Annotated in this window: 16 protein-coding genes and 1 pseudogene; 6 read left to right on the top strand and 11 right to left on the bottom strand. The window is 59.1% G+C overall.

The features are described 5' to 3' along the window. Positions 1 to 35 precede the first annotated feature (35 nt). From ABID59_RS21880 to ABID59_RS21865, 4 genes are all read left to right on the top strand, one after another. Positions 36 to 977: an alpha/beta hydrolase gene (locus ABID59_RS21880; RefSeq protein WP_187437102.1), complete on the top strand. Its 942-nt coding sequence runs from the start codon at positions 36 to 38 to the stop codon at positions 975 to 977. Positions 978 to 1062: 85 nt separating this feature from the next. Then, complete coding sequence (locus ABID59_RS21875; protein ID WP_354084736.1) at positions 1063 to 2286, top strand: ABC transporter substrate-binding protein; 1224 nt, start codon at positions 1063 to 1065, stop codon at positions 2284 to 2286. A 212-nt stretch (positions 2287 to 2498) separates the two neighbouring features. Next, the gene (locus ABID59_RS21870; RefSeq protein WP_354084735.1) at positions 2499 to 3302 is read left to right on the top strand and encodes an MBL fold metallo-hydrolase; all 804 of its coding nucleotides are present in this window, start codon (positions 2499 to 2501) and stop codon (positions 3300 to 3302) included. A gap of 86 nt (positions 3303 to 3388) precedes the next feature. Beyond that, positions 3389 to 4870 (top strand): alkaline phosphatase family protein, encoded by a 1482-nt coding sequence (locus ABID59_RS21865; protein WP_354084734.1) that lies wholly within the window; start codon positions 3389 to 3391, stop codon positions 4868 to 4870. A gap of 211 nt (positions 4871 to 5081) precedes the next feature. On the opposite strand, the gene ABID59_RS21860 is transcribed toward ABID59_RS21865, so the two are convergent. Genes ABID59_RS21860 through ABID59_RS21835 form a run of 6 tightly spaced genes read right to left on the bottom strand, consistent with a single transcriptional unit; the run spans position 5082 to position 13009 of the window. Beyond that, positions 5082 to 6383, bottom strand: a complete 1302-nt coding sequence (locus tag ABID59_RS21860) for an NAD(P)/FAD-dependent oxidoreductase (RefSeq protein WP_246207882.1) — start codon at positions 6381 to 6383, stop codon at positions 5082 to 5084. Then, positions 6355 to 6750 (bottom strand): RidA family protein, encoded by a 396-nt coding sequence (locus ABID59_RS21855; protein WP_246207884.1) that lies wholly within the window; start codon positions 6748 to 6750, stop codon positions 6355 to 6357. Before ABID59_RS21855 ends, ABID59_RS21860 begins: the two co-directional genes overlap by 29 nt. Beyond that, on the bottom strand, positions 6743 to 8920 hold the full coding sequence (locus ABID59_RS21850) for a hydantoinase/oxoprolinase family protein (RefSeq protein ID WP_354084733.1): 2178 nt from the start codon (positions 8918 to 8920) through the stop codon (positions 6743 to 6745). Before ABID59_RS21850 ends, ABID59_RS21855 begins: the two co-directional genes overlap by 8 nt. Continuing rightward, on the bottom strand, positions 8913 to 10583 hold the full coding sequence (locus ABID59_RS21845; RefSeq protein ID WP_354084732.1) for a hydantoinase B/oxoprolinase family protein: 1671 nt from the start codon (positions 10581 to 10583) through the stop codon (positions 8913 to 8915). Before ABID59_RS21845 ends, ABID59_RS21850 begins: the two co-directional genes overlap by 8 nt. Next, complete coding sequence (locus tag ABID59_RS21840) at positions 10580 to 11698, bottom strand: alpha/beta fold hydrolase (RefSeq protein WP_148774698.1); 1119 nt, start codon at positions 11696 to 11698, stop codon at positions 10580 to 10582. Before ABID59_RS21840 ends, ABID59_RS21845 begins: the two co-directional genes overlap by 4 nt. A gap of 45 nt (positions 11699 to 11743) precedes the next feature. Further along, entirely contained in the window at positions 11744 to 13009 is a 1266-nt protein-coding gene (locus tag ABID59_RS21835; protein ID WP_148774699.1) for an extracellular solute-binding protein, read from the bottom strand. 915 nt (positions 13010 to 13924) lie between these two features. Between ABID59_RS21835 and ABID59_RS21830 the strand changes: the two genes are divergently transcribed. Beyond that, positions 13925 to 15511: a carbohydrate porin gene (locus ABID59_RS21830; protein ID WP_354084731.1), complete on the top strand. Its 1587-nt coding sequence runs from the start codon at positions 13925 to 13927 to the stop codon at positions 15509 to 15511. Positions 15512 to 15673: 162 nt separating this feature from the next. Here ABID59_RS21830 and ABID59_RS21825 read toward each other — a convergent pair whose 3' ends face one another. Continuing rightward, positions 15674 to 15880 (bottom strand): hypothetical protein, encoded by a 207-nt coding sequence (locus ABID59_RS21825; RefSeq protein WP_354084730.1) that lies wholly within the window; start codon positions 15878 to 15880, stop codon positions 15674 to 15676. 825 nt (positions 15881 to 16705) lie between these two features. On the opposite strand from ABID59_RS21825, the pseudogene ABID59_RS21820 reads away from it, so the two are divergent. Then, positions 16706 to 17439: pseudogene (locus ABID59_RS21820) on the top strand (IS3 family transposase); the annotation flags it as partial. 17 nt (positions 17440 to 17456) lie between these two features. On the opposite strand, the gene ABID59_RS21815 reads toward ABID59_RS21820, so the two are convergent. The 4 genes from ABID59_RS21815 to ABID59_RS21800 form a co-directional block, all read right to left on the bottom strand. Further along, positions 17457 to 18218, bottom strand: a complete 762-nt coding sequence (locus tag ABID59_RS21815) for a class I SAM-dependent methyltransferase (protein ID WP_148774700.1) — start codon at positions 18216 to 18218, stop codon at positions 17457 to 17459. Positions 18219 to 18464: 246 nt separating this feature from the next. Beyond that, positions 18465 to 18782, bottom strand: coding sequence for a hypothetical protein (locus ABID59_RS21810; protein ID WP_354084729.1), 318 nt, complete (start codon positions 18780 to 18782; stop codon positions 18465 to 18467). Beyond that, positions 18754 to 20214, bottom strand: a complete 1461-nt coding sequence (locus ABID59_RS21805; RefSeq protein WP_148774702.1) for a hypothetical protein — start codon at positions 20212 to 20214, stop codon at positions 18754 to 18756. The genes ABID59_RS21810 and ABID59_RS21805 overlap by 29 nt, the downstream gene beginning before the upstream one ends. Positions 20215 to 20411: 197 nt before the next feature. After that, positions 20412 to 21416: a succinylglutamate desuccinylase/aspartoacylase family protein gene (locus ABID59_RS21800; protein WP_148774703.1), complete on the bottom strand. Its 1005-nt coding sequence runs from the start codon at positions 21414 to 21416 to the stop codon at positions 20412 to 20414. Positions 21417 to 21426 lie beyond the last annotated feature (10 nt).

Below are 21426 nucleotides of genomic sequence, written 5' to 3'. Positions count from 1 at the left end.
AGAGCACCCGAAGCGGGCAGGCAGGCTCCACCGACTTGATCGATCCCGCCATGGCGATCGCGATGGCGAAGTTGTCAGAAATGGTAAAAGCTGATGGCGGTCCGCCCTCCACGTTCGAGGGGGACCGAGACCAGCAAACAAGGTTTGCGCCCTTCTGGAATGAAGGCTCACCAGAGATCGAAAAGGTCATACCTCTTTCGATCGAAGGGGCGCATGGCCCGCTCAAAGCCCGCCTCTACAAGAACGCTGCGAGACACCTGCCCGTGACGCTGTTCATGCATGGCGGCGGCTTCGTTCGGGGTTCCCTCGATCATTGCGATTGCATCTGCCGGAGAATGGCCGCAGAGGGAAAGCTCGCGGTGATCGCGACCGAGTACAGCCTGGCGCCCGAACATCCCTATCCCGCAGCGCTTGAGGACATCGTCAAGGTGCTGGACTGGCTGTTTGCCTCAGCCGGCGACCATGATCTGGACGCCAGCCGGGTTTCCGTGACAGGCGGGTCGGCAGGTGCAACTCTTGCTTTGACGTCAACGCTCTGGCGGCGGGACGCAGGCAAGAAGTTGCCCGTCGGCATGGCGCTATTCTACGGCGGCTATGACATCACGAATACCAGGCGCGAGAGCTATCGTCTCTTCGGGAACGGACAGTTCGGAATGTCGAAGGCTCGCGTCGAGCACTATATCCATGCCCTCATGCCTGAGGGAACATCGCCATCTGATCCCTATCTCGCACCGCTTCACGCGGATCTGAAGAGCTTGCCGCCGATCTGGATGGGGATCGCCGAGCTCGACGTGCTCCGCGATGACCAGCTCGAGATGGCGCACCGGCTCGAGGCGGCAGGCGTTTTGGTCGATGTTCAGCGATATGAGGGGCTGATCCACGGCTTTGCCAATCGCGTTCGTCTTGTCCCCCGCGCTGACGATGCCATCAGAACGGCCGCACGATTTTTGGCAAACCTGAAGACAAGAGACATCTGAGCGGCGAGCAGCAGCTGGCCGCTCCAAAATTCAAGCTCGCTCTCGCCTTCTGCTAACTTCAGCCTTGATCAGGATGCATCAAAACATGTTCAAGCTACCGCTTCTTTTGCTGCTCTTCCTGATGAGTGCGTGTATCCAGCAGGCTGAAGCAGCCGGTATCGACGTCATCTCACTCGGTTCGCTGGTGCCGCCTCAGCTAATCGAGACGTTCAAGTCCGAGCACCCGGAGATCAAGGTAACGGTGCGGCCGCCAGCGACTGACTATGACGACCTTACCCAGCGCTTGCTCCGCGACAACGTTACCGGGACAGCTCCTGACGTCATTTTTCAGGGCTACAACCGCGCTGAACTGACCATACGCCGGGGCCTGGTCCTCCCACTGTCGCCGTTCCTGACCGAGGATAAACCCTGGGCTGAGAGCAGTTACCACGCGATCTCGGATGATCTGTGCCGGACTGACGGGAAGCTTTATGGGCTGCCGTTTATCATCTCCGTGCCAATCATTTATTACAACGCCGAACTCGTGCGGCAGGCGGGAGGCGATCCTGACCACCTTCCCCAGACCTGGCCTGAGATAACAGCTCTCGCGGCTAAGATCACCGCGCTTGGCGCCAACGAGATCGGCGGCTTTTTCGACTACGCCGCGGCCGGCAACTGGACCTTCATGGCGCTGATAGAATCGCAAGGGGGGCGGATGATGTCTGCCGACGACCGCTCGATCACGTTCAACGGACCGGACGGACTGCGCGCCCTCGAAATCGTCCGCGATTTCGGCAAGGCTGGCCAGGTGGATATGCCTCGCGAACAGGCCTACCAGGCGTTCTCGGCCGGAACGATCGGAATGATCGTGACCTCGAGTGGATTCCTCAAGACTCAGCTTAAACAGGTGAAGTTTGATTTGCGGACAACGCCTATTCCGATCGTGGACAAGGGTAGGCTCCCGGTCGGCGGCAACTGCGTGATGATGGTCACCCGCAAGCCCGAGCACCAGAAAGCGGCCTGGACGTTCATGAAGTTCGTGGCGAGCCCGCCGGCACAAAACATCGTCTCGGACGTAACGAGCTATTTGCCCGGCAACCAAATAGCCATCGCAGCGCTCGAGGCTTCGACGCCGCCCACCGACCCGCGGATGGCCGCGATCCGGGCGGCCGGCAAAGCGGGCGGATGGTATTCCTTCCCCGGCGACAACTCGCTTCGAATAACGGACCGGATTCGCCTGCTGCTGCAGGATGTGGTGACGCTGCGCCGCTCACCCGAGGACGCCATGAAGGCGATGACCGAGGCGGTCGAGCAGCTGCTTCCAAAATGAATTCGACGCTGAAAGCGGGGCCTTTGCCCAATCTTACCGCTCACATCAGCCGAGGCGAGGGTGCAAGCAAGCGCGCCGACCCGGGTCATCTCGCATGCAATCATCGCCAGCCTCCAATCCTGCATCAGATACAAGCTGTCCCAGGTGCGGATCTTGCTGATCCCAGAAGCTGCAGCGACAAGACTTCGCTCTCGTTCCCGGAGGCAATTGCCATGCGTGATTCAGTTTGCAATGTTCGATATCATGGTGTTGCCGCCTATGAAATCGTAGCAGCCGACGGCAGGCGGATTCTGCTTGACCCGTTCTTTGCCGGCAATCCAGCCTCTCTGGTCAAGGCCGAAGATTTTCAGCGTGTCGACCTCATCCTTGTCACGCATGCGGCCCGCGATCACCTCGGGGACACGCCGGCGATTGCGAAACTTACGGGCGCAACGGTCCTGTGCGGCAATGAGGTCCAGGCCTATCTCCGGGCAATGGACGTTCCGGCATCCCAGATTAGGCCGACAGCCTGGGGCATGCGCCTCGAGATTGCAGGATTTGAGATCCAGACGCTGGAATGCCGGCACTGCTCGGGCGCGACAATGCCGGACGGATCTTTCGTTTCCGGCATTCCCCTGGCCTTCATCATTGAGCTCGGAGCGGGCGTGCGCTGGTATCATCCCGGTGACACCTCCTTGTTCTCGGACATGCACCTGCAGGGCGAGCTCTACCAGCCGACCATCGGATCGCTCGGTATTGCCAATCCGAGCGGCATTGCAGATACAAGGCCGGGCCGCAAACTCACCACGGATCTTTCGCCGCGAGAAGGCGTCCTGGCAGCGCAGTGGCTTGGCCTGAAGACGGTTCTGCCATGTCACTACACCGATCCCGACGATCCGCTGGTCCATCAATTCCAGCGCTGCCTGGCTGATGCGAAAGCTGCGGGTGAGAGCGTCCCTGAATCGGTGGTCTTGGCCCCCGGAGATTGGATTAGCCTTGATGCGAGCGGGTGCATCAGGCGGCGTGAGAAGGCTTGAGGCGAACAGCGCCAGCATGTTCGAGCCGGCTGCCGGATCGGGATCCTAACCTTGGTATCGCGTGCGAGAAAGAACGGATTTGAAAGATGCTTGAATCACCTCGGATTCTCGTGGTCAGCTTTGACGGCCTGCGTCCCGATCTGATCAGCCGGGAACTCACCCCCAATTTGTGGCGACTGAAAGCGGCTGGCCTGACGCTTGCCAATCACCGCACGGTGTATCCGAGTGAAACCCGTTCTGCCTTCCCAAGCTTCGTAACAGGCGCAACGCCAGACCGCCACGGGATGGTCGGCAACAAATATGTCGATCGCACCACCCTGCCGCTTCGCTATATCGACACGTCCGATGCGGTTCTCTTGCGTGAACTCGATGTCGCGAGCGGCGGGCTTTTGTTTTCGGCCCCTTCGCTTGGCGAGCTCCTGGCGAAGAGTGGCCGGAGCCTTGGCGTCTTGTCGACGAATACGCCCGGCACGACGCGGCTGTTTCACCACAAAGCCGAGGACCTTGGTCACGTCCGTCTCTCCGGTCACTTCCGCGAGGCATGCACGCCCTCCGAAGTCCTCGCTGACATCGAGGCCCAGCTTGGGCCATTACCTCCCGCGCCTCCCAAGATCGAGCCCGACCGCGCCGGCCAGGATTGGATAACATCGGCCTTCCTGGACTATGTCTGGCCCAGATGCCGTCCGGATGTCACGATCCTCTCATTCGGCGAGCCCGACGTCACCTCGCATTTCCACGGCACGGGAGCGGATCAGACCAGGTCCATCATCGCATATTGCGACCGCCAGTTCGGCCGCGTGCTCGACTGGTGGGACGCGGAGGGGAGGGCCGCCGGCGTCCAGCTATTCGCCCTGTCCGATCATGGCCATATCACGGGCCATACGCGGATCTCCGTTGTGTGTAGCCTGCGGGCGGCGGGCTTTTCTCCAGGTACGGCGCCTGGTCCCGGAGTCGACGTCGTGGTCGTTCCCGGGCAAGTTGGCGCACTCTATCTTGATGAGATGGATGAGGCGACACTCGCGCGGCTGGTCGCAAGCCTTACGGCCGAGCCGTGGTGCGGCCCGATCTTCACGCGGGCCAGGGACGAGGTCAATGGGATTGCGCCGGGCAGCTTCTCGAAGCGGCTCGTCTTTGCCGACCATATTCGAGCGCCGGACGTTGCGTTTTCCTTCCGCACGGACGACAGCGATGATGCCTTCGGCCTTGAGGGAGGCACATTCTACGACAATGATCGCCGCGCTGGCCTCGGCCTGCATGGTGGTCTTCATCCGAAAGAGCTTGCAGCGGTCGGGATCCTCGCAGGGACCGCGGTTCCGTGCAGCGGGGCCACGTCTTCTTTGCCGTCCGGAATCTGTGACATCGCGCCCACCATTCTCCATCTGCTTGGAGTTTCGGCCACGCCGACGATGAGCGGGCGGGTGCTCCACGAGGCGCTCGCATTGGCGCCAAATCTCATCTACCCGCGCGAGGAAGTCTTTGAGGCCCGGCTTGGGGACTATCGCCAGATTCTCCGGCGCGAGCATGTTGGCGGTGCGAGCTATATCGCCGGCGGCTGGATCGAATGTTGAGGCGCTGAGACGCGAAGCGCCGCAATCCAGCGGATTTCTCTGGCTTCTGTCGTGAGGATGACCCTCTGCTTGATAAGGGAACCTGGACAGCCGCTGACGAGCAGTGGAGGGCCGTTCGCTTCCGTCTCACAAACAAGGAGGCTGGGATCGTCAGAATTCCAGGAGAGGAAGACGGCGGCGTAGCTCGCAGGCCGGTCGAATCCACGTCCACTCACTGCGGGTGTGCACCGCCTCCAAACCGACGCGCCGAGAACGGCCCAGGATCGATGCAAGGCGTTTTCTCACTGATGATCTCCGCGACGATGCGGCCCGTCACGGGGGCGGCAGTCATGCCGATATGGCCGTGTCCGAAGGCATAAATCACATCCGCGCATTTGCTTGCTGAGCCTATGACCGGGATGCCGTCGGGCGTAGAGGGGCGGTGCCCCATCCAAAACGTTTGCCGAGTGTGAGGCAAAGTCTTCGGCATGCCCGGAAATGCGTTGAGCGCGAAATCGCGAAGGACGTGCGCTCGCGTCCAATTCGGCTTAGCCCGTAGACTCGCCAATTCGACCTGTCCGGTCACGCGCAAGCCGGAAGGTGTGGTGGTGATGGCGAGCTTTCCGTCGGTGAACAAGATCCGGCTCTTAAGCTTGATTTCCGGGTCTTGAATGACGGCGTGATAGCCGCGCTCGCTCTCCAGAAAGACGCGGTCGCCCAGCCCCCGAACGAGCTCCTTCGACCAGGCCCCGGTCGCGATAACACCTCGATCGCATGCGAGCTCACCGTCGGCTGTCTGAACCGCCTGGAGCCGACCGCTCTTGATCCGAAAACCCCTTGCTCGTCCTTTGCGGATCGTTGCACCTCGTCGGCACGCGTGGTCAACAAGGGCCGCGACGTATCGTCCGGGATCAACACATACGCTTCCGTCCACGGCTATGGCAAAGGTGTAGCGGGGGTCGAGGTCAGGCTCTAGCGAGGATAGCTGTCCCTGATCCAACTCGCGCCATGTCGTGCCGTTTTGCTGTCTGAGGCGCCACGCAAGCGCATTGGCGTCAAAATCGCTTCTTTTCCGGAACACATGAAGAAGGCTTGTGTCCTGCAGCAAATCTGGCACGTCAGCCTCTTGCGCCAATTTGCGGTGCCGTTCGGCACAATCAGATATCAGACCAGAAATGGCTGCCGCTGTTCTTCCGACCCGCTCGATGGTCGAGCCAGAATGAAGGAAGCGCCACAACCATGGAAGCAGGCCCGGAAGATAGCGCCAGTGGATCGTCAGCGGCCCGAGCGGATCCATGAGGTAGCCAGGAACATGTCGCCAAAGGCCGGGGACAGACGTTGGAACGACGAGACTGCGGCTGATCCAGCCTCCATTGCCATAGCTCGCCGCATGATCACCGCCGATCTCCCCGGGCTCAAGAATCGTGACCTGATGGCCTTCGCGCAGCAACTCGATTGCGGTCGCAGCGCCGACAATGCCGGCGCCAATCACCACGACATGTCGCTCAGATTGGTGCATCAATCGCACCGCCATCTGCCCTCGCAGCCAGCAGCATGATCTCCACAAGGGTGGCACCGACCAGCTGAGCGCCGACGCAGGTCCGCTGCGGCCAATGGCAGGGATCATCACCTATCCACCTGCACCACGCCTCGTCGAACGAGGCCTTGTGGCTCAAATCCGACAGGTAGACCGTGGCGGAAAGAATCCGCTGCTTGTCGGTGCCGAGCTCCGCCAAAAGGCGATCGAGCTTCATGAAAATGTCGGTAGATTGCTCCGAAATGCTTGCAGTCTTTCGGTCAGGGATCGTGGCGACCCAGACCAACTCACGATAGGCAGTTCCGGCGTTTCGGCCGATAGCTTTGCCGCGCAGCCGATCGATGACATGGGCACGCTCAGACACGGGACACCTCCTTTATTTTGACAGTTAATGGCGCGGGTTCTCCGGGTGCGTCGCTGCGCTGCCGCGGCACTTCCGCAAGCTCGATAATGAGATTGAGCGAGGCGTCAACTTCGGCCTTGCAGTGAGGTCCAATGATGGTTGTCGACTCGCGTTCTTCGACGACCGCAGGCCCCTCGAACCGCATTCCTGGACCGAGCCGATAGCGATCGAGGACATCGGCCGTTACAAATCCGGTCTCTGGGAAATAGACCATCCTTGAGCCTTTGTGGGGTCCGGCCTCGGCGCGGTCGGAAACCGAGAACTGCAATGACACCTCGGGCGCTGGACCGACGGCGGCAAGCCGCCACGTCAGCGCTTCAATCGCAATCCCGGCGATGCTTCGCCCAAACCGCATCTCATAGGCGTTCCGGAAACTGCCGGCGAGCGTATCTGCGGTCCGTGCGTCCAGGATACCATCCGGAACGTCGACTGGGATCTCGAAACCCTGTCCCAGATGGCGCATGTCGACGCAGCGTCGAAAGCCGATGGCTTCAGATGCAATGCCGCTCCGGGTCAGAAAACGACTTGCCTCCTGCTCCATGGCTTCGAGCAAGGCGTTGACGCGCTGCCAATCCAGCTCTGCAACACGGCCGGCATAACTCCGCGCCAAGTTGATCGCCGGCGCGGCCACCAGAAAGCCAAGCGCGGACATCACTCCTGCGCCAAGCGGAACGACTACTCGCTTCACCCCGAGCAGCTTGGCGAGCGAATGCGCGTGGACGGGACCTGCGCCACCAAAGGCGAGAAGCGCATATTGACGCGGATCGCGGCCCTTCTCTGCGATGTACATCCGCGTTGCGGCCGCCATGTTTTCATCGACAATCCTGCGGATGCCAATCGCGGCCTGCAGGACGTCAATATTTAGGGGTTCGGCGACATGCTCGTGCAGCGCACGCTGCACGGCATCCATATCGAGCTCCATCTCCCCGCCAAGGAAGTAGGTCGGCGAGAGGTACCCAAGGACAAGGTCGGCATCCGTGACCGTTGGACGCCTGCCTCCGCGTCCGTAGCACACCGGCCCCGGCTCGGATCCCGCGCTCTGAGGCCCGACCTTGAGCAGGCCCATCTGGTCGATGCGAGCGATCGACCCGCCTCCGGCACCGATTTCGATCAGGTCGATGACAGGGATTTTGAGAGGAAGCCCCGATCCCTTCTGGAACCGGCTGACCCTGGCCGCCTCGAACTGGTTCGATCGTTCGGGCTGACCAGCCTCAATGAGGCACATTTTTGCAGTCGTGCCTCCCATGTCGAAGGAGATCAGATCAGGGATCTGAGTGATCCGGCTGTAGAAGGCGGCAGCGGTCGCTCCGGCGGCGGGGCCCGACTCGATGAGATGAATGGGTTGTGCCTCGGCAGCCTCGATACGTGTGAGACCCCCACCCGACAACATCAGAGACAGCGAGCCAGCAAAGCCGGCCTCGCGTAGTCTGCTATCGAGCCGCGTCAGATAGCGGTTCATCATGGGCTGAACATATGCGTTGGCGCATGCCGTGTTGGCTCGCTCGTATTCGCGAATCTCTGGTGAAATCTCGTGAGAGAGGGTGATCGGCACTCCTGGCAGTTCGGATTGCAGAATCTGCTTTGCACGCTGCTCATGAACTGCATTGGCATAGCTGTGCAGGAAACAGACAGCGATGGCTTCGACATCACTCGCCTTGAACTCCTGGGCGGCAGCCCGGACGCTGGCTTCCTCGAGTTCCAGGAGAATCTCGCCCGCCGCATTGATCCGTTCGCCGGCTTCCTGGCGCAGGCGTCGACAGACCAGTGGCTCCGGCCGGCGCAAAAACAAATCGTGCCGGTCGTGGCGGATTTCCTTGCCGAGTTCAAGACTGTCGCGGAAACCTCGTGTGGTCAGAAGGCCGACCTTGGCGCCCCGTCTCTCGATGATGGTGTTGGTGACCAGCGTCGTACCGTGCACGAGATCGTCGACGCTCTCTATCGAGCGGCCAGATTCCTTCGCAATTCGCTCGAGCCCCCCCAAGATCGCGCGGCTTGGGTCGGCATGTGTGGTCAGACGCTTGCCTAGAAAGATCTTCCCCGTATTCTGGTCGACGAGAACGAGGTCAGTGAACGTGCCACCGACGTCGACGCCCGTCCGAACCTTGCAAGTTTCACTCCCGACGTTATTCACCTGCGATCTCCTCGAGCCGTACGCCGTAGTGATGCTGCAAACCCTCCACCGTCACATACCCCTCTTCCAGATCCAAAAGCATGTCGGCGCGCGTGCGCTTCTTGGGATCTCCGAAGCCGCCGGCACCGGCGTAACGCAAGATCAAGCGCTGCCCTGGCGCGAGCAGACTGCGAGATTTCGGATGCGGCTGCGATCCATCCCTCAGCCGAATGGCAACTGGTGCGCCGTTCCGTCCACCCATCAGACCCTCGGGTGCGTGTTTCTGTCGGTCAGCCATGAGGGAGAGCTGGATATCTCCAGCGGAAACCACCTCGACCTCAATTTCCTGGCCCAGTCCCCCGCGGTACTGGCCAGCTCCACCGGAGTCCGCGATGAGCTCCTTGCGCCAAACGATCAATGGCGCCGCCGCTTCGAATGCCTCGATGCTTCCAGAGCCCGTGTTGGTCGGAAATGGCGTACAGGAATGCCCATCGGAGTGAGCGCTTGCTCCCATTCCGCCGCTGCCAAATAAGACTTGGGAGAAGCGGTTTCCAAAGCGATCGATGCCGCTGTAGACCGAACGCAGGGTTGGTGCAGTCCCTGACTCGGCGACGACCTTGTCGGGGATGACCTGAGCGAGGCATTTATAGATCGCGCCCGCAAGCAGATGGGCTGTGAGCTGCCGCGCATTACACGCTGCAGGGTAAACCGGGTTGAGAATGCTCCCTTCCGGGGCTGTAACCCTAATCGAGCGGTAGGATCCCTCGTTACGAGGAGTCGTAGGATCGAGCGCGCATTTCAATGGATACACTGAAAGCGCATAGGTGAAGTTCATGACGGAGTTCAGACCACGGCCGATCTGCTTCGAGCTACCTGCATAGTCGACGTGAAGCTGCGAGCCCGCAACGGTCACTGCGCATGCGATCCGCGTCTCCTCATTGTCATAACCGTCGGCTGTGAGGACAGCGCGATAAGTTCCATCGGGTACCGCCTCTATCGCGGATCGCATCGCCCTGTCGGCGCGATCCTGCAACGCAGCCGAGATCGCGGTCAGATCTCGAAGGCCCGAGGCCTCGAGAAATTCGCCAAGCTTGCGTGCGCAGACTGCGTGCGCAGCAACCTGCGCGTAGACATCACCCAGAACCTGCTCCGGTACTCTGACGTTGGCGCGAATGAGGTAGGCGAGGTCCCGATTTTCCTGTCCTTGCCGCAGGAATTTGGTTGGCGGAATGCGTATTCCTTCCTCGAACACTTCCCGGCAATCTGCTGAAAACAGCGCGCCGCCGATATCGGGCAGATGAGCGATGGATCCAGAAAATCCGACCAGCCGGCCGTGATGGAAGATGGGCGCGAGCATTGCCAGATCGAGTAGGTGACCCGCGGTCATCCAGGGATCGTTGGTGACGATGCAATCCCCGTCCTGCCAGTCCTCGATTGGTATGCGAGCCAAGCATTGGCGCAGGGTTCTGGGAAGAATTCCGACAAACGACGGAGTCCCGACATTTGTATCGGCGATACTGGCCCCTTCTGCATCCATCAGGACCACTGTGAAATCGTTGGATTCGCGAACGACGGTGGAGAATGCAGTCCGAAGCAACGCAACCGCAGCCTCATCCACCACTGACAGCAACCGATTCCAGAAGATCTCAAGCTCGATTGGATCGAAGTCGACATTCGCCTTCATGTGCTTGTCCGCAAACCTTTGAAACCACCAAATAACTCGCAAGCGCGCTGTACTTCCTCGTGAAGGTCTACGAGATGAGACATGGTGGCGCTTGCGCCACGTGCTCCGACGAAGAAAAAATGTCCACCCGGCAGGTGCCTGACCAGGCGCCGCGGCAGGTCGATGATACGCTCACGGAGACGAAGCCAATCATGCGTGGAGAGCTGCCCGGGGGCTACCTTCGCCACGACATTGTGCAGAAGGCCCTGGACGGTGATGGATCCCCAGACCGCTTCATCGGCAAGAGCGTGCCGGTAGTCCCGTGAGTCCATGGGAACAACCGCAGCGCATATAGGATAATCGTCGCCCGAGAACGAGCGGGCCTTACGAAGCGCGCAAGACAACTCTTGATATGTCTGTCCTTCAAAAAGCCGGTCCAGCTCTGGTCCCCACAACGCGGTAGGGACATTGGTCCGGTAGAGAGACCTGAACAAGTCCGGATCGACGACACTGTGCCCTTCCAGATTCGCGATTGCGAGTAGCTCTTGCTGCCAGCGTTCGTCCCTGGTCAGGCCATCCCTCGTTCCGGCCGAAAGGTCCCAGAGTCCGTTGGGCAACATTCGCTCCGGTGGGATCGGTCCGCCGTCTAGGCGAGGGAAGGGGGGCGTTGCGCAGAAGGAGACGAAGCACGCGAGGGCAAGCCCCTTCAGCCGCAGCGCACGGGTCAGCGCAAAAACGAGCTTGCCACCCATGCTCCAGCCACAGGCAATGATCGGCCGTTTTGGACCGCTGCCCAATGTCTCCGCGACGAGTGCTGCGAGCGCCGCCGCCCAGTCGTCCAACGTCAGATCTGGATTGGATGTCGTGAGCGCCGGATGATCGCCGGGATAGGTGGCAGTCAACAGACCCCATCCTCCCCTCTCGAGCCAATGATCGAGGAAATCGCTCGCGTTTGCGCCTGGGTGGCCGTAGGCAATGCGCGCCATAACACCCCCGCCAGTGAGAAACAGCACGAGCGGTTTGCCCACATTTCCTGGCCTGCAGTAGGCAAGCACCGGCACAAGGCCAATGGCCGACTGATGCTCGCCTTTGAATAGCGCTGCCTGGGAGTGCCTTAATTGCTGTTGATCAGCCATTGCGGGCTTCACCTCAGGTGCCGCAGGTGCATACGAGGCGGCGCACTAGAGCAGCTTCCTGGTTTGCTTGGTCATATCAGCCAAGGCTTGCTTCGGCTCTGAACGTTGCGTGACAACCTTGCGCATTTCCTCGGCCATCATGTCGACGATCTTGACGGTGTTGTCGCTCGGAAATGAAAACTGATCGCCCGTTATCGACATCCGCTCGACGACAGAGCGGTGATATGGATGATCGCCAAAATAGGATTCGAGAAACTTTGAATCGTTCAGAGCGATCATGTTGATCGGCAGGTAGCCGGTGTGTTTCGCAAGGATGGCCTGGCCATCGCGATCCGCCGCAAAGCGGATGAAGTCCCAGACCCGCCGCTGGCGCTCTGGATCCTTGGTGAACATGAAGAAGCCGTGCCCGGCTCCAATAAGCCTTCCCTGCGGACTGGGGACAGGCAGTTGGCCGACCTGCAACTCGAACTTTCCCGAAGCTGCCTTGGCTACCGAGTTGATGCCGCTTGCAGTTCGGATATGGATCCCGCTAATTCCGGAATTGAACGCCTGGCGCGCCTGGTCCTGCGTCATGTCGACATTGTTGGTCCGGCCGAATTTTGCAAGTATCTCTAGTGCCTGCAGGCCCTCAGGCCCGGCAAACGTGATTTGCGTCTGCTCGGGATTCATCATGCGGCTGCCGAGCGTGCCGAGAATGTTCTGGAACATCCACGCGTTGGTGGACATATACTCGATATATCCGCCATTGACGCCTTCGCCGAACGAGGCAACCTGCTTTCCGATCGCGGCGATTTCGTCCCAAGACGATGGCAGCTCGTTTTTCGAGTAGCCGGCCCGCCTCAACAGCGTCATATTGTAATAAATGACGGGAATGGTCGTCCCGAAGGGCAGAGAATAGGTCTTTCCTCCGACCTGAGTTGCATCGATCAAGGGCTGCGAAAGTCCCATGGCGGACAGGGCTTTGACGTCTCCCGTGAATGCGTCCATCGGTTGCGATATGCCGCGCTTTGCAAGAATCCCTGCATAGGTAAGGGACTGCCACGTCGCATCCGGTAAATCACCGACCAAAGCCGAGCGGAGCGTGCTTTGCAAAAGCGGATCCCAGTTTTCGCCGCCGGCGATGAAGTCGATCCGTACGCCAGAATACTTGGCGGAAAATTGCTGCCCAAGCTCGGCGAGCATCTTGAGATAGGCCGGTGCGCCGTGGCTGATCGTCAGCTTGGTGGTCGCGGCACGGACGATCGCTGGAACGGCGAGTGAGCCGATAGCGCTAGCAGTAGCTAGCAGCACTTTTCGACGTGTGGTCCGCATCGCGTCATCCCCAGAGGTTTCGCCTGATCTCGTCTGGCGCGCCAATTTCAAGCCCGAGTGGTGTGGCGGTCCATCTCTCGTTCAGCCAGGAGCAGCGGGCTCGCCATTTGATGCCCGGATCGCTGAATGTCGAAAACCGCTTTGTACTTAGGACCGTACCGCTAGTCTCCTTGCCAGCTTAAGTCTGCTGCTCACGTAGCCTCGCGCTGGCCTCGGTCCACTCCAAAGGCTCGTGGTGGCGGAGCCCATTCGGTGTACCGCGGCTTCGTAAAGCCATTCCGGACAGTGAACCGATCGGCCGCAACCGCGGAAATCGCGTTTCGTCCTCTCGCTGTCTGCCTGCACATCTGTCAGGGGGCACTTAGAGGCGGTATTTGCTACGATCAAATGACATACAGCGAATTATTCGATGCCATTACTCCAATATGCGATCCAATCTGGGAGGCGCTCGCGGCAGATGCACGACGCGTGAATGTTCGGCGGCGCCCCCAATACGGTAGCGGTCGTGGCCGAGGCGCAATTCAGCGGCCTCGCCCTTTCAAAGCTCACGCTAGCCCAGCGTGATCCGCATTTGACCAAGATCGCCATCGCGAAACACTCTCTCGAGAACACCACTTACGCTCGCAGCAACAGCGTATTTGACAAGATGTCCCGTTCGAAGTGCTCTGCGGCTTCGCTCGGCTTTGTCGAATTATCACGCGCGGATGGGGCAGTTGCACCGAGCGCCGGTCCGTCCAGCTGGTGCTGGCCTGGGAAGCCCATGAGCGTGCGGGATCGCGTATCGCACGGCTTCCCATCGAATTATTCGATGAACGTCATCCCGCTGTTGCGGTCTCAATGCGATTGGAGCCCCGTCACAAGATTCACAATCTCCTCGGGGGCGTTATGCGAGTAAAGCGAAATCGTATTGGACGGGTGGGCGCGCAGGTTACGCGCTGCGGGCAGGTCAAGGCATTTGGCGATGCGCCTGAGCTTTTTCCAAAGCAGGGAAGGCGCGTGGTCGCGCTTTCATTGGCAGTTAGTCTGATCAGCAGTATGGCGCTGGCACAGAGTGCCCGCAGCTCAAGCATCAAGAGCGATACTCCCGATGCGACCGTTAAACCAAAGCTCCCGAAGAAGAAGGGCCGGCCCCCCAATTCGGGGAAAGCTGCAGAAATCGGCTCGGGCAGCGTTCCCGGAAGGTCTGCTTTGGCGCAAGCTCCCGCTTTGCCCCACGCCAGCCGTGCTGACATCGCGGCAGGGAAACCGCAGGACGAAGCCAGCAAGTTCGCAAGATTCAACAAGCTTCGTGAGCGGGGCCTGGAAATCAACATCCCTGGTCCTGCCGATACGGTTGACCAGGATAAAGGCGGCTTCAGATCAGCCCTGGCTGATCTCGGCATCGGTTATGTTGCCTGGACACAGAACAGCTACGTGCAAAACGTGCTCCCAAATGCGGCCAGAAGCACTATCGCCAATCAGCTCTACAATGGTCAGAATCCGACGTTCAACAGCGTAAACTACGTGATGGTCACCTATGACCTCACTCGATATGGGATCCCCGACGGCCAGATCATCGCCGGCATGGAGCAGCAATCGTGGACCTGGCAGCCGGGCGGCCCAGACAGGCTCGGCATCAACACGCTTGCCTATTATCAGACCTTCTTCGACAGGGCGCTCGAACTCAAGGTCGGTTACCTCAGAAACTCGCATGAGTTCGCGGGCACATTGGTCGGCGGAAACGCTGGCGCGAGCGTTTTCGGACCCTCGTCGAACGTCTTGTACCAAGGCGGGATGAGCAGCAACGCGACACCCACACCGGCCATCAATCTTCGATACAATTTCGATAGTCAACTCTACACCAAACTTTCGGTGCAGCGGTCGATCAGCCCGGACGGCGTAGCGACAGAGGTCAATCAGAACCCGGCGGGCCTGAATTGGACCACGCCCAATACCGGCATCCTAACGCTTGATGAAACGGGGTACCAGACCAAGGCGGCTCCCGGTGTGCTCGATACTTGGCTACGCGCCGGTATCGGCTACAACACCGCTCACTACACCAATCTCGCTTTCCCCAAACAACCGAGAGGGGACGAGAATAACTTCTATTATGTCGCGGCCGATCGCCAGCTTTGGCAGGTCGCACCGCAGGGCGCGGCCTCGCGCGGCATTTACGGCGGCTTCTCCGTCATGGGAGCACCGCCCGACCAAAACAAGGTCGCCCAGTATTACGAAGCGCGTCTCTACGCAAAGGGCCTCTTTGACAGCCGTCCCAGCGATCAGATCTCAGTTGTTGCGACAGACACCGTCTGGAGCAACAGTGCCGTGCAGAACGCACTGGCGGCCAAGAACCTCGTTCACAACGACAGTAAGGCAATTTCTGGCACATACACGGCGCATCTTGCGCCGGGCGTCTATCTCAACCTTGGTCTCACCTATATCAACAATCCCACGACCATTACGTACACCCCCCAAATCGGCCACGCCCTGAACTTCTCAGCGTCGACATCGATATTCTTCTAAAGCGCTCCGGAAGCCCGCCGGGCCGGCTCACGCCGGCTCGGTGGCAGCATTGGCAGCCTCCCAGGACGCAGGAGCTTTATTATGAGGCCGATTGGGTGACTTCAAACCCACACGCTCCCAGGTGAGTTCGTGTTCACGTATTCCGTGGCTGGCGCGATCAAGTCATCTGTTTGCCCGCACTGCCTCAAGCCATAGCCGGAGATCGTCAGTGATGCCGAGCGCATAGCATCGGCGGGTGACGTAACGGCACCCTTCTTCAACGAACAGGTCGGAGCCGTGCTGCGCCTTGAACTCGTCGATCTTCTCAAGATCGAAACTCAGCGCCCACCGTCCCAACTTGAAGCTGATCCCTATTCCGAGGTCTGTCATATCGGCACCAGAAGCAAGCTCACACAGGACGGCTTCCTTGCGGGAGCGTACGGGTCAAACGGCAGGTTGACTCGCCTTACTTGTATTCACAAGCGGCGACGTCCCCACATCGCATCACAGCGGCGATCAAATCGCATTATTCGATTATTGTCATGCCCGCGTCGTCATGCAGCGCCATAGCCGGTCAGGACGGATGTGGAGGCTCGAACTGGCGCTGCGCGCCCGCTCGGACCGATCTGGCGCCCACAGGACAAGGGCAACGACGGGCAAGTAAGCCAAGGGCGCGGCAGAACGCAAGGATCCAACTTGGGCATTTGGTGAGGGCCGATCGCTCACAGAGTCAATTCCAAATCGGGGGCTGCTCCAAGGTCAGGACGCGCTCGTGGATCTCAGTGCTGACTGCGTGATGAGCCATATAGCCTTTGGCAAAGACTTTCCTACATTGAGGCGCGCCTTTTTGAGGCCGCCTGTAATCGGACTGCTGCAGAGCCTGCGGCAGCAGAGTAGGTGGTTTGCGCGGTGAATATCCCGCACACTGCGCCGTCTCAGCAACGCGGGAGGCGCGCGATAGACTTCTTCCGTGGTTTGGACGTCGGCATGCACGAGACTGATCTTAAGAGCTCTTCGGCTGAAGAAGAAAGCTGCCGAGGAGGCAAGGTGCAAATCTGGATGAACTCCGAATGATGACATTCCCGGTAGGCCTGGCGCCGCGTTTACAGGCCGAACATATGACGGCACCGTCATCCCTGGTTGAATCGGAGAAATATCTTGCAGCCCGGGCCTTTCCACATATGAGTCAGAGCCCTTGTTCCATGCCGAAACACAATCGCCTTCATTGACGATCATCGTGAGGCGCATGGGTCGAGCCGATCTGCAAGGTCTTGCCGATCGCCCCCTTGACCTACCACGCCCATATGGCCAAGCGGCGCGATCCGGCACGCAGTCGGCGCGCGCCAGGCAAGATGTCAGGCTGAAGATCGAGGTTCGGCGCGTGTTCGATGAGAACTTCTCCGTCTACGGCGTGCGCAAGGTCTGGCGGCAGCTCAAGCGCGAAGGCTTCGATGTTGCCCGTTGCACGGTGTCGCGACTGATGCGGGACATGGGTTTGCAAGGGGTTATCCGCGGCAAGCCGGTCAAGACCACGATAAGGCCTCGCCATGCCCGCTGGATCACCTCAACCGCCAGTTCAAGGCGCCAAGCCCGAACGTCCTCTGGCTCTCCGACTTCACCTATGTCGCGACCTGGACCGGCTTCGTCTACGCCGCCTTTGTGATCGTCGCCTATGCCCGCAGGATTGTGGGCTGGCGAGGCCTCGCGCTCGGCGCATGCAGGCTTCGTGCTCGATGCTCTGGAGCAGGCCGTGCACGATCGGCGACCGGTCCACCGCGGCAGGCTCGTGCATCAAAGCGACCGGGGCCGCCCAATACGTCTCTATCAAATACACCGAACGCCTGACTGAAGCTGGCGTCGAGCGTTTTGTCGGCAGCGTCGGAGATTCCTATGACAACGCCGTCGCCGAAACCGTGAACGGTCTCTACAAGGCCGAAGTGATCCACCGGTGAAGTTCAATCGGCTATTAAACTGCTTCTGCCTTAACTCCCTTCACAATAGTTTGGTAGTAGCCTGTCTGGTTCGGCGGAAGAACATCGATCTTTTTGAAACCCGATTGATCGAGTAGGCGGACGAGTTCATGGGTTCGGAGAGCTCGGTAGTGGCCGACGAAATGATGAATTCGCCACTGATCGTCGTCTTGCAAAGTCAGATAGACGTGAAACTTGTAGGATCGATCATCGACCCAGTCCCAGACATGGTGAAGTATCCGTCGGTTTACGCCGTCGGAAAAGAACGACGGCTTAGTAGATGTCTGTCTCTCGTGAAGAGCTATGTCATAGTCACGGATGCTGAGCATGACCAAACCGCCGTCGGTCAGCCTCTTGTTCATGTTCTCAATCGCTTGGCGGACCTCGACCTCACTCTCCAGATGGGGAATGGAATTTCCCATGCAAAGAACTGCGCCGTAGTGCTTGCACGGCGCCGCGGACAGCTGCCGCATGTCATCAATGCGAAATTCAATGTCGTATCCGCGCGCCAGCGCTTCGGAGCGAGCGCGGCGGATTGCGAGCGCTGAAAGATCGCTTCCCGAGATGTCATAATTGAGTGCAGCCAAACCCAACGCTTGCGTTCCGATACCACAAGCGCAGTCAAGTATCGGGCCCGCCTGTTTCGGCGAAGGCAGTAGCCGGCTAAGGCATTCGGCCTGTTCCTTTATCGTTTGGTCCCAATCCTCGAAGAGCAAGTGGTACACTAAGGCGAGATCATCATAAAAATCAGAAAGCATCGATGGCTCCTTTGTTTCGTTTGATGCGCTACGAGTGCACTCGACGCATTACCGCTCCATCAGAACCGAAAGGTGCCACCCCACCACATAGTACGGTTCCTTCATGTCAGTGACTGATCATATCAAGATGTGAAGCAGACGCTTCGTCGTCGGTGAGACGCGAGTGGAGAGCCGTCCCTTAAGTCGCTCTAGAAAGCGAGAGCACAGGAAATCAAGGGCCCGTTCGCGCTCTTCAAAAGCAATAACTCAGACCGTTCGGTCTGGAATGGCGCGCTCGGCGGAAGGACAGAGATTAGGGTCTCCGACAGCGGTTAGTCTTGCTCTTGTGCCCCCATTGCAAAGCTGCCTGATGATCTTCCAATCCGGATTTTCAATGCCGAAAGCTTGCTTGTCGGCCTCTTCCGCAGGCCTCCCCTTGTTTTCGCGATGAAAGAAATCAAACGAATGCGCCGTGACCAGAATCGCAGTGAAGAGATCGTCGATATTTTGGCTCAATGAAAATCGGTCCACAGCTCGCTCGGCAAGCTGGATGTATTCACTTGCAGTCCCCGGGAACGTTCGCATCTGGACCTCCACACTTGATTTCCTGATGGATGTCGCGTTGTATGGGCGGCGGCCGCCACCCTCTTGCCGCGCTCGACGGTCTTGCAGTCCATCGGGCATTGCCGAACTGCTTGCAAAGCGACGGACTTCTTAGCTCCGGCGTCGCGGCTCCTAACTGAGCAATCCCTTCAATGCGGCCCACCCGGAGGTGGCCTTCAAAGCAATAGTATATTTCCATTAGGTCGGTATCGTGCTTTGCAACGAGGTTAAGCTCATTGCCATTGGCGCGGCCAGTAATCGAACCGTCAAAGACGTCGCCTCGGTAGACACCAGAAATGGCAGCTCCCTCTTGCGTTAGCTCCATGGCATGCTCTTCCACCCGACCGGCGAAAGTCAAAGTACTACTCCAGAGTCCAGCGAAAGATTCGTGTGCTTTCGGACCAGCCGACACAGCGTCGTTCTCGACCTCGGATTGCAGATTTCGGAGTACGGTATCGAGGGATTTAGCAACCAGGTGAGCCTGCTCATCATCGACGATGTTAAAGGGGTCGATCAGAACGACATTCTCGCTCGAGCAAAAGTCCGGAAGTTGAATACGAAAATCATGAAGCATCCGAGCAACGATTTCGACCGCGGCTATCCGTTCGTCGACCCAAAACACCTTCAGGCGAGGCGTGAGCGCCGACCAATTTGGCGGCTGTATTGAAACATGGAATAGATCGGGCGAGAGGTTTGACGCGATCGTCCCCAATAGCCGAAGCCACTTTTGCTCATCGTTCGCACGTAAAGACGGAGTAAGCCAGGCCTCGAGGGCAACGACGGCGCCAACGATCTCCTCTTTGCCGACCTTCATCGCGCGGCCAAACGAAAGGTGCGGTGGCCCATTCGCCCACGCGGCCCGTGCCAGTTGTTCTGATCCGATCAACAGGCCGGTTGACTGTGGGCCGCGCAGATATTTACCGCCTGAGTAGATAGCCAATGTTGCGCCTCGGGATAGCCACGGGTCAGGCTTGCCAGGAGACAGTCCAGCTGCATCGACCACAATCGGCATATGCCCAACGCGTTCACGCATCGCTTCCAAGAACATGTTGCCATCAGCCGCCTCCACCCTCCCGAGCAAGCAGATCATGCAAGCTGATTCGGCTAACGTGGCGAGATCTTCGAGGCTATCGAATGGAACAAGTTCGGCTCCGACAATGCTTATGGCAGACTCATAGGGAAAACGGTGCGCACGCGGAATCAGGACCCGCTTTTTCAAACCGCCCGACTTGGGTAACCGGGTCATTGCAACCGGTTCGTTGCCAGCGATGCATGCGGCGGTCGCCAGTGCAAGTGCCGCCACACTTCCGGCCGTCACCACGCCCCATTCTGCTCCAGTGAGCTGGGCGATGTATCTGCCGACGCCTTCGGCGAGTTCATCCATGTCGACGAATGCTTCGCCCGCAGCTTTCATAGCCCGCTCAACTATCGGAATCGGATTGCTGCCACCAAAACTCGACCTCGTCCCAGCGCAATTGACGATCGGCTGGACGCCCAACGCGTCGTAGATCCAACCACGGCGTTGCTTCTCGTTAGACCGAAGCTGATCGCTTAAGGACCGAGTTTGAGGGCTTAACGTCATGACAATTCCTATCTCGCAGCTCAATCACGCTATTCGGGCGTCCATGTCATCCCGACATTAAACAGACAATCACCAAGGGTTGCCCGCGCCAGAAAACGCCGGCACAAAACGACGCCACCCTTCCCGAAGTTAACTGTGACTGACTTCCGCCAAGGTTCTTCAGTAAAGTGAATGCGCCCCGCCTGCTGACCATCGCTGACCGTATCTCCAAGACTTGCAAGCGGCTCGAATAGACCGTTTGCAGGAGAGTAGACAAAGTCGTTCGGTCGAACGCGATAGAGAAGTTGGGTGGAACCAAGACGGGGCGCCTTCGGGGCAGCGGTCAGGACACCGATATGATGCAAAACGCGCGCAAGACCATCCTCTGTAGCGCGTAGCAAATTACGTGAAACGGTTCCCCCACCACCCAATTCGGTCGAAAGACAAGCGACGCTCCCCACGCGATCGCAAGCGCCGGTCAAGCTGCGGTCTCCGCCTGTCGATGCCTCGGTTGCGAACCCAACAGGTAAGCCGAATACACGGAGGAGATCCAAGAGTTGAGAAGCGGACTTCGGAGCAACAATCACTGTAGAAGGCAGGTATTCCAGCGAGCTTCCTCCCGAATGAAAGTCACAAACCAAATCGCAGCCTGGCAATAGGACCGTTTCGATGAAATGGGCGATCATCATCGTCGGGGTCCCATTTGGATCCCCCGGAAAGCTACGATTTAGGTTTCCATCATCCAAGGGAGAGACTCTTTGGCCTACCGCAACCGCGGGCGCATTCGCACCGGGGAGGATTATCAAATGCCCCTGAATATCCTGTGCCTGCAGCGACTGGATCAGCTTTATGAGCATGATCTGGCCTTCCCACTCATCGCCGTGGCTACCTGCAATCAATAAGACCCGAGGGCCAGAGCGATTCTTGATGCTCGCAACCGGAACTGGGATCCATCCGTATGCTGAGGCATTGGTCGAGATCGGTACGCGAAGATAGCCGGTAGCCTTGCCTTCTTTCTGAAAGTCGATTTCGGACCAGATTCTTGACGGCTGCATGGTGTCTCCG

This window comes from Bradyrhizobium sp. S3.3.6, assembly GCF_040546905.1.
Taxonomy (GTDB): Bacteria; Pseudomonadota; Alphaproteobacteria; order Rhizobiales; family Xanthobacteraceae; genus Bradyrhizobium; species Bradyrhizobium cytisi.
Note: the sequence above shows the minus strand (reverse complement) of the source record. Positions and strands in the feature narration are given on the sequence as shown.

Excerpts from the sequence above, each read along its gene's own strand:
- ABID59_RS21875 (WP_354084736.1), top strand. The coding sequence starts at position 1,063 with ATGTTCAAGCTACCGCTTCTTTTGCTGCTCTTCCTGATGAGTGCGTGT.
- ABID59_RS21870 (WP_354084735.1), top strand. The coding sequence starts at position 2,499 with ATGCGTGATTCAGTTTGCAATGTTCGATATCATGGTGTTGCCGCCTAT.
- ABID59_RS21865 (WP_354084734.1), top strand. The coding sequence starts at position 3,389 with ATGCTTGAATCACCTCGGATTCTCGTGGTCAGCTTTGACGGCCTGCGT.
- ABID59_RS21860 (WP_246207882.1), bottom strand. The coding sequence starts at position 6,383 with ATGGCGGTGCGATTGATGCACCAATCTGAGCGACATGTCGTGGTGATT.
- ABID59_RS21845 (WP_354084732.1), bottom strand. The coding sequence starts at position 10,583 with ATGAAGGCGAATGTCGACTTCGATCCAATCGAGCTTGAGATCTTCTGG.
- ABID59_RS21840 (WP_148774698.1), bottom strand. The coding sequence starts at position 11,698 with ATGGCTGATCAACAGCAATTAAGGCACTCCCAGGCAGCGCTATTCAAA.
- ABID59_RS21835 (WP_148774699.1), bottom strand. The coding sequence starts at position 13,009 with ATGCGGACCACACGTCGAAAAGTGCTGCTAGCTACTGCTAGCGCTATC.
- ABID59_RS21825 (WP_354084730.1), bottom strand. The coding sequence starts at position 15,880 with ATGACAGACCTCGGAATAGGGATCAGCTTCAAGTTGGGACGGTGGGCG.
- ABID59_RS21815 (WP_148774700.1), bottom strand. The coding sequence starts at position 18,218 with ATGCTTTCTGATTTTTATGATGATCTCGCCTTAGTGTACCACTTGCTC.
- ABID59_RS21810 (WP_354084729.1), bottom strand. The coding sequence starts at position 18,782 with ATGCGAACGTTCCCGGGGACTGCAAGTGAATACATCCAGCTTGCCGAG.
- ABID59_RS21805 (WP_148774702.1), bottom strand. The coding sequence starts at position 20,214 with ATGAAAGCTGCGGGCGAAGCATTCGTCGACATGGATGAACTCGCCGAA.
- ABID59_RS21800 (WP_148774703.1), bottom strand. The coding sequence starts at position 21,416 with ATGCAGCCGTCAAGAATCTGGTCCGAAATCGACTTTCAGAAAGAAGGC.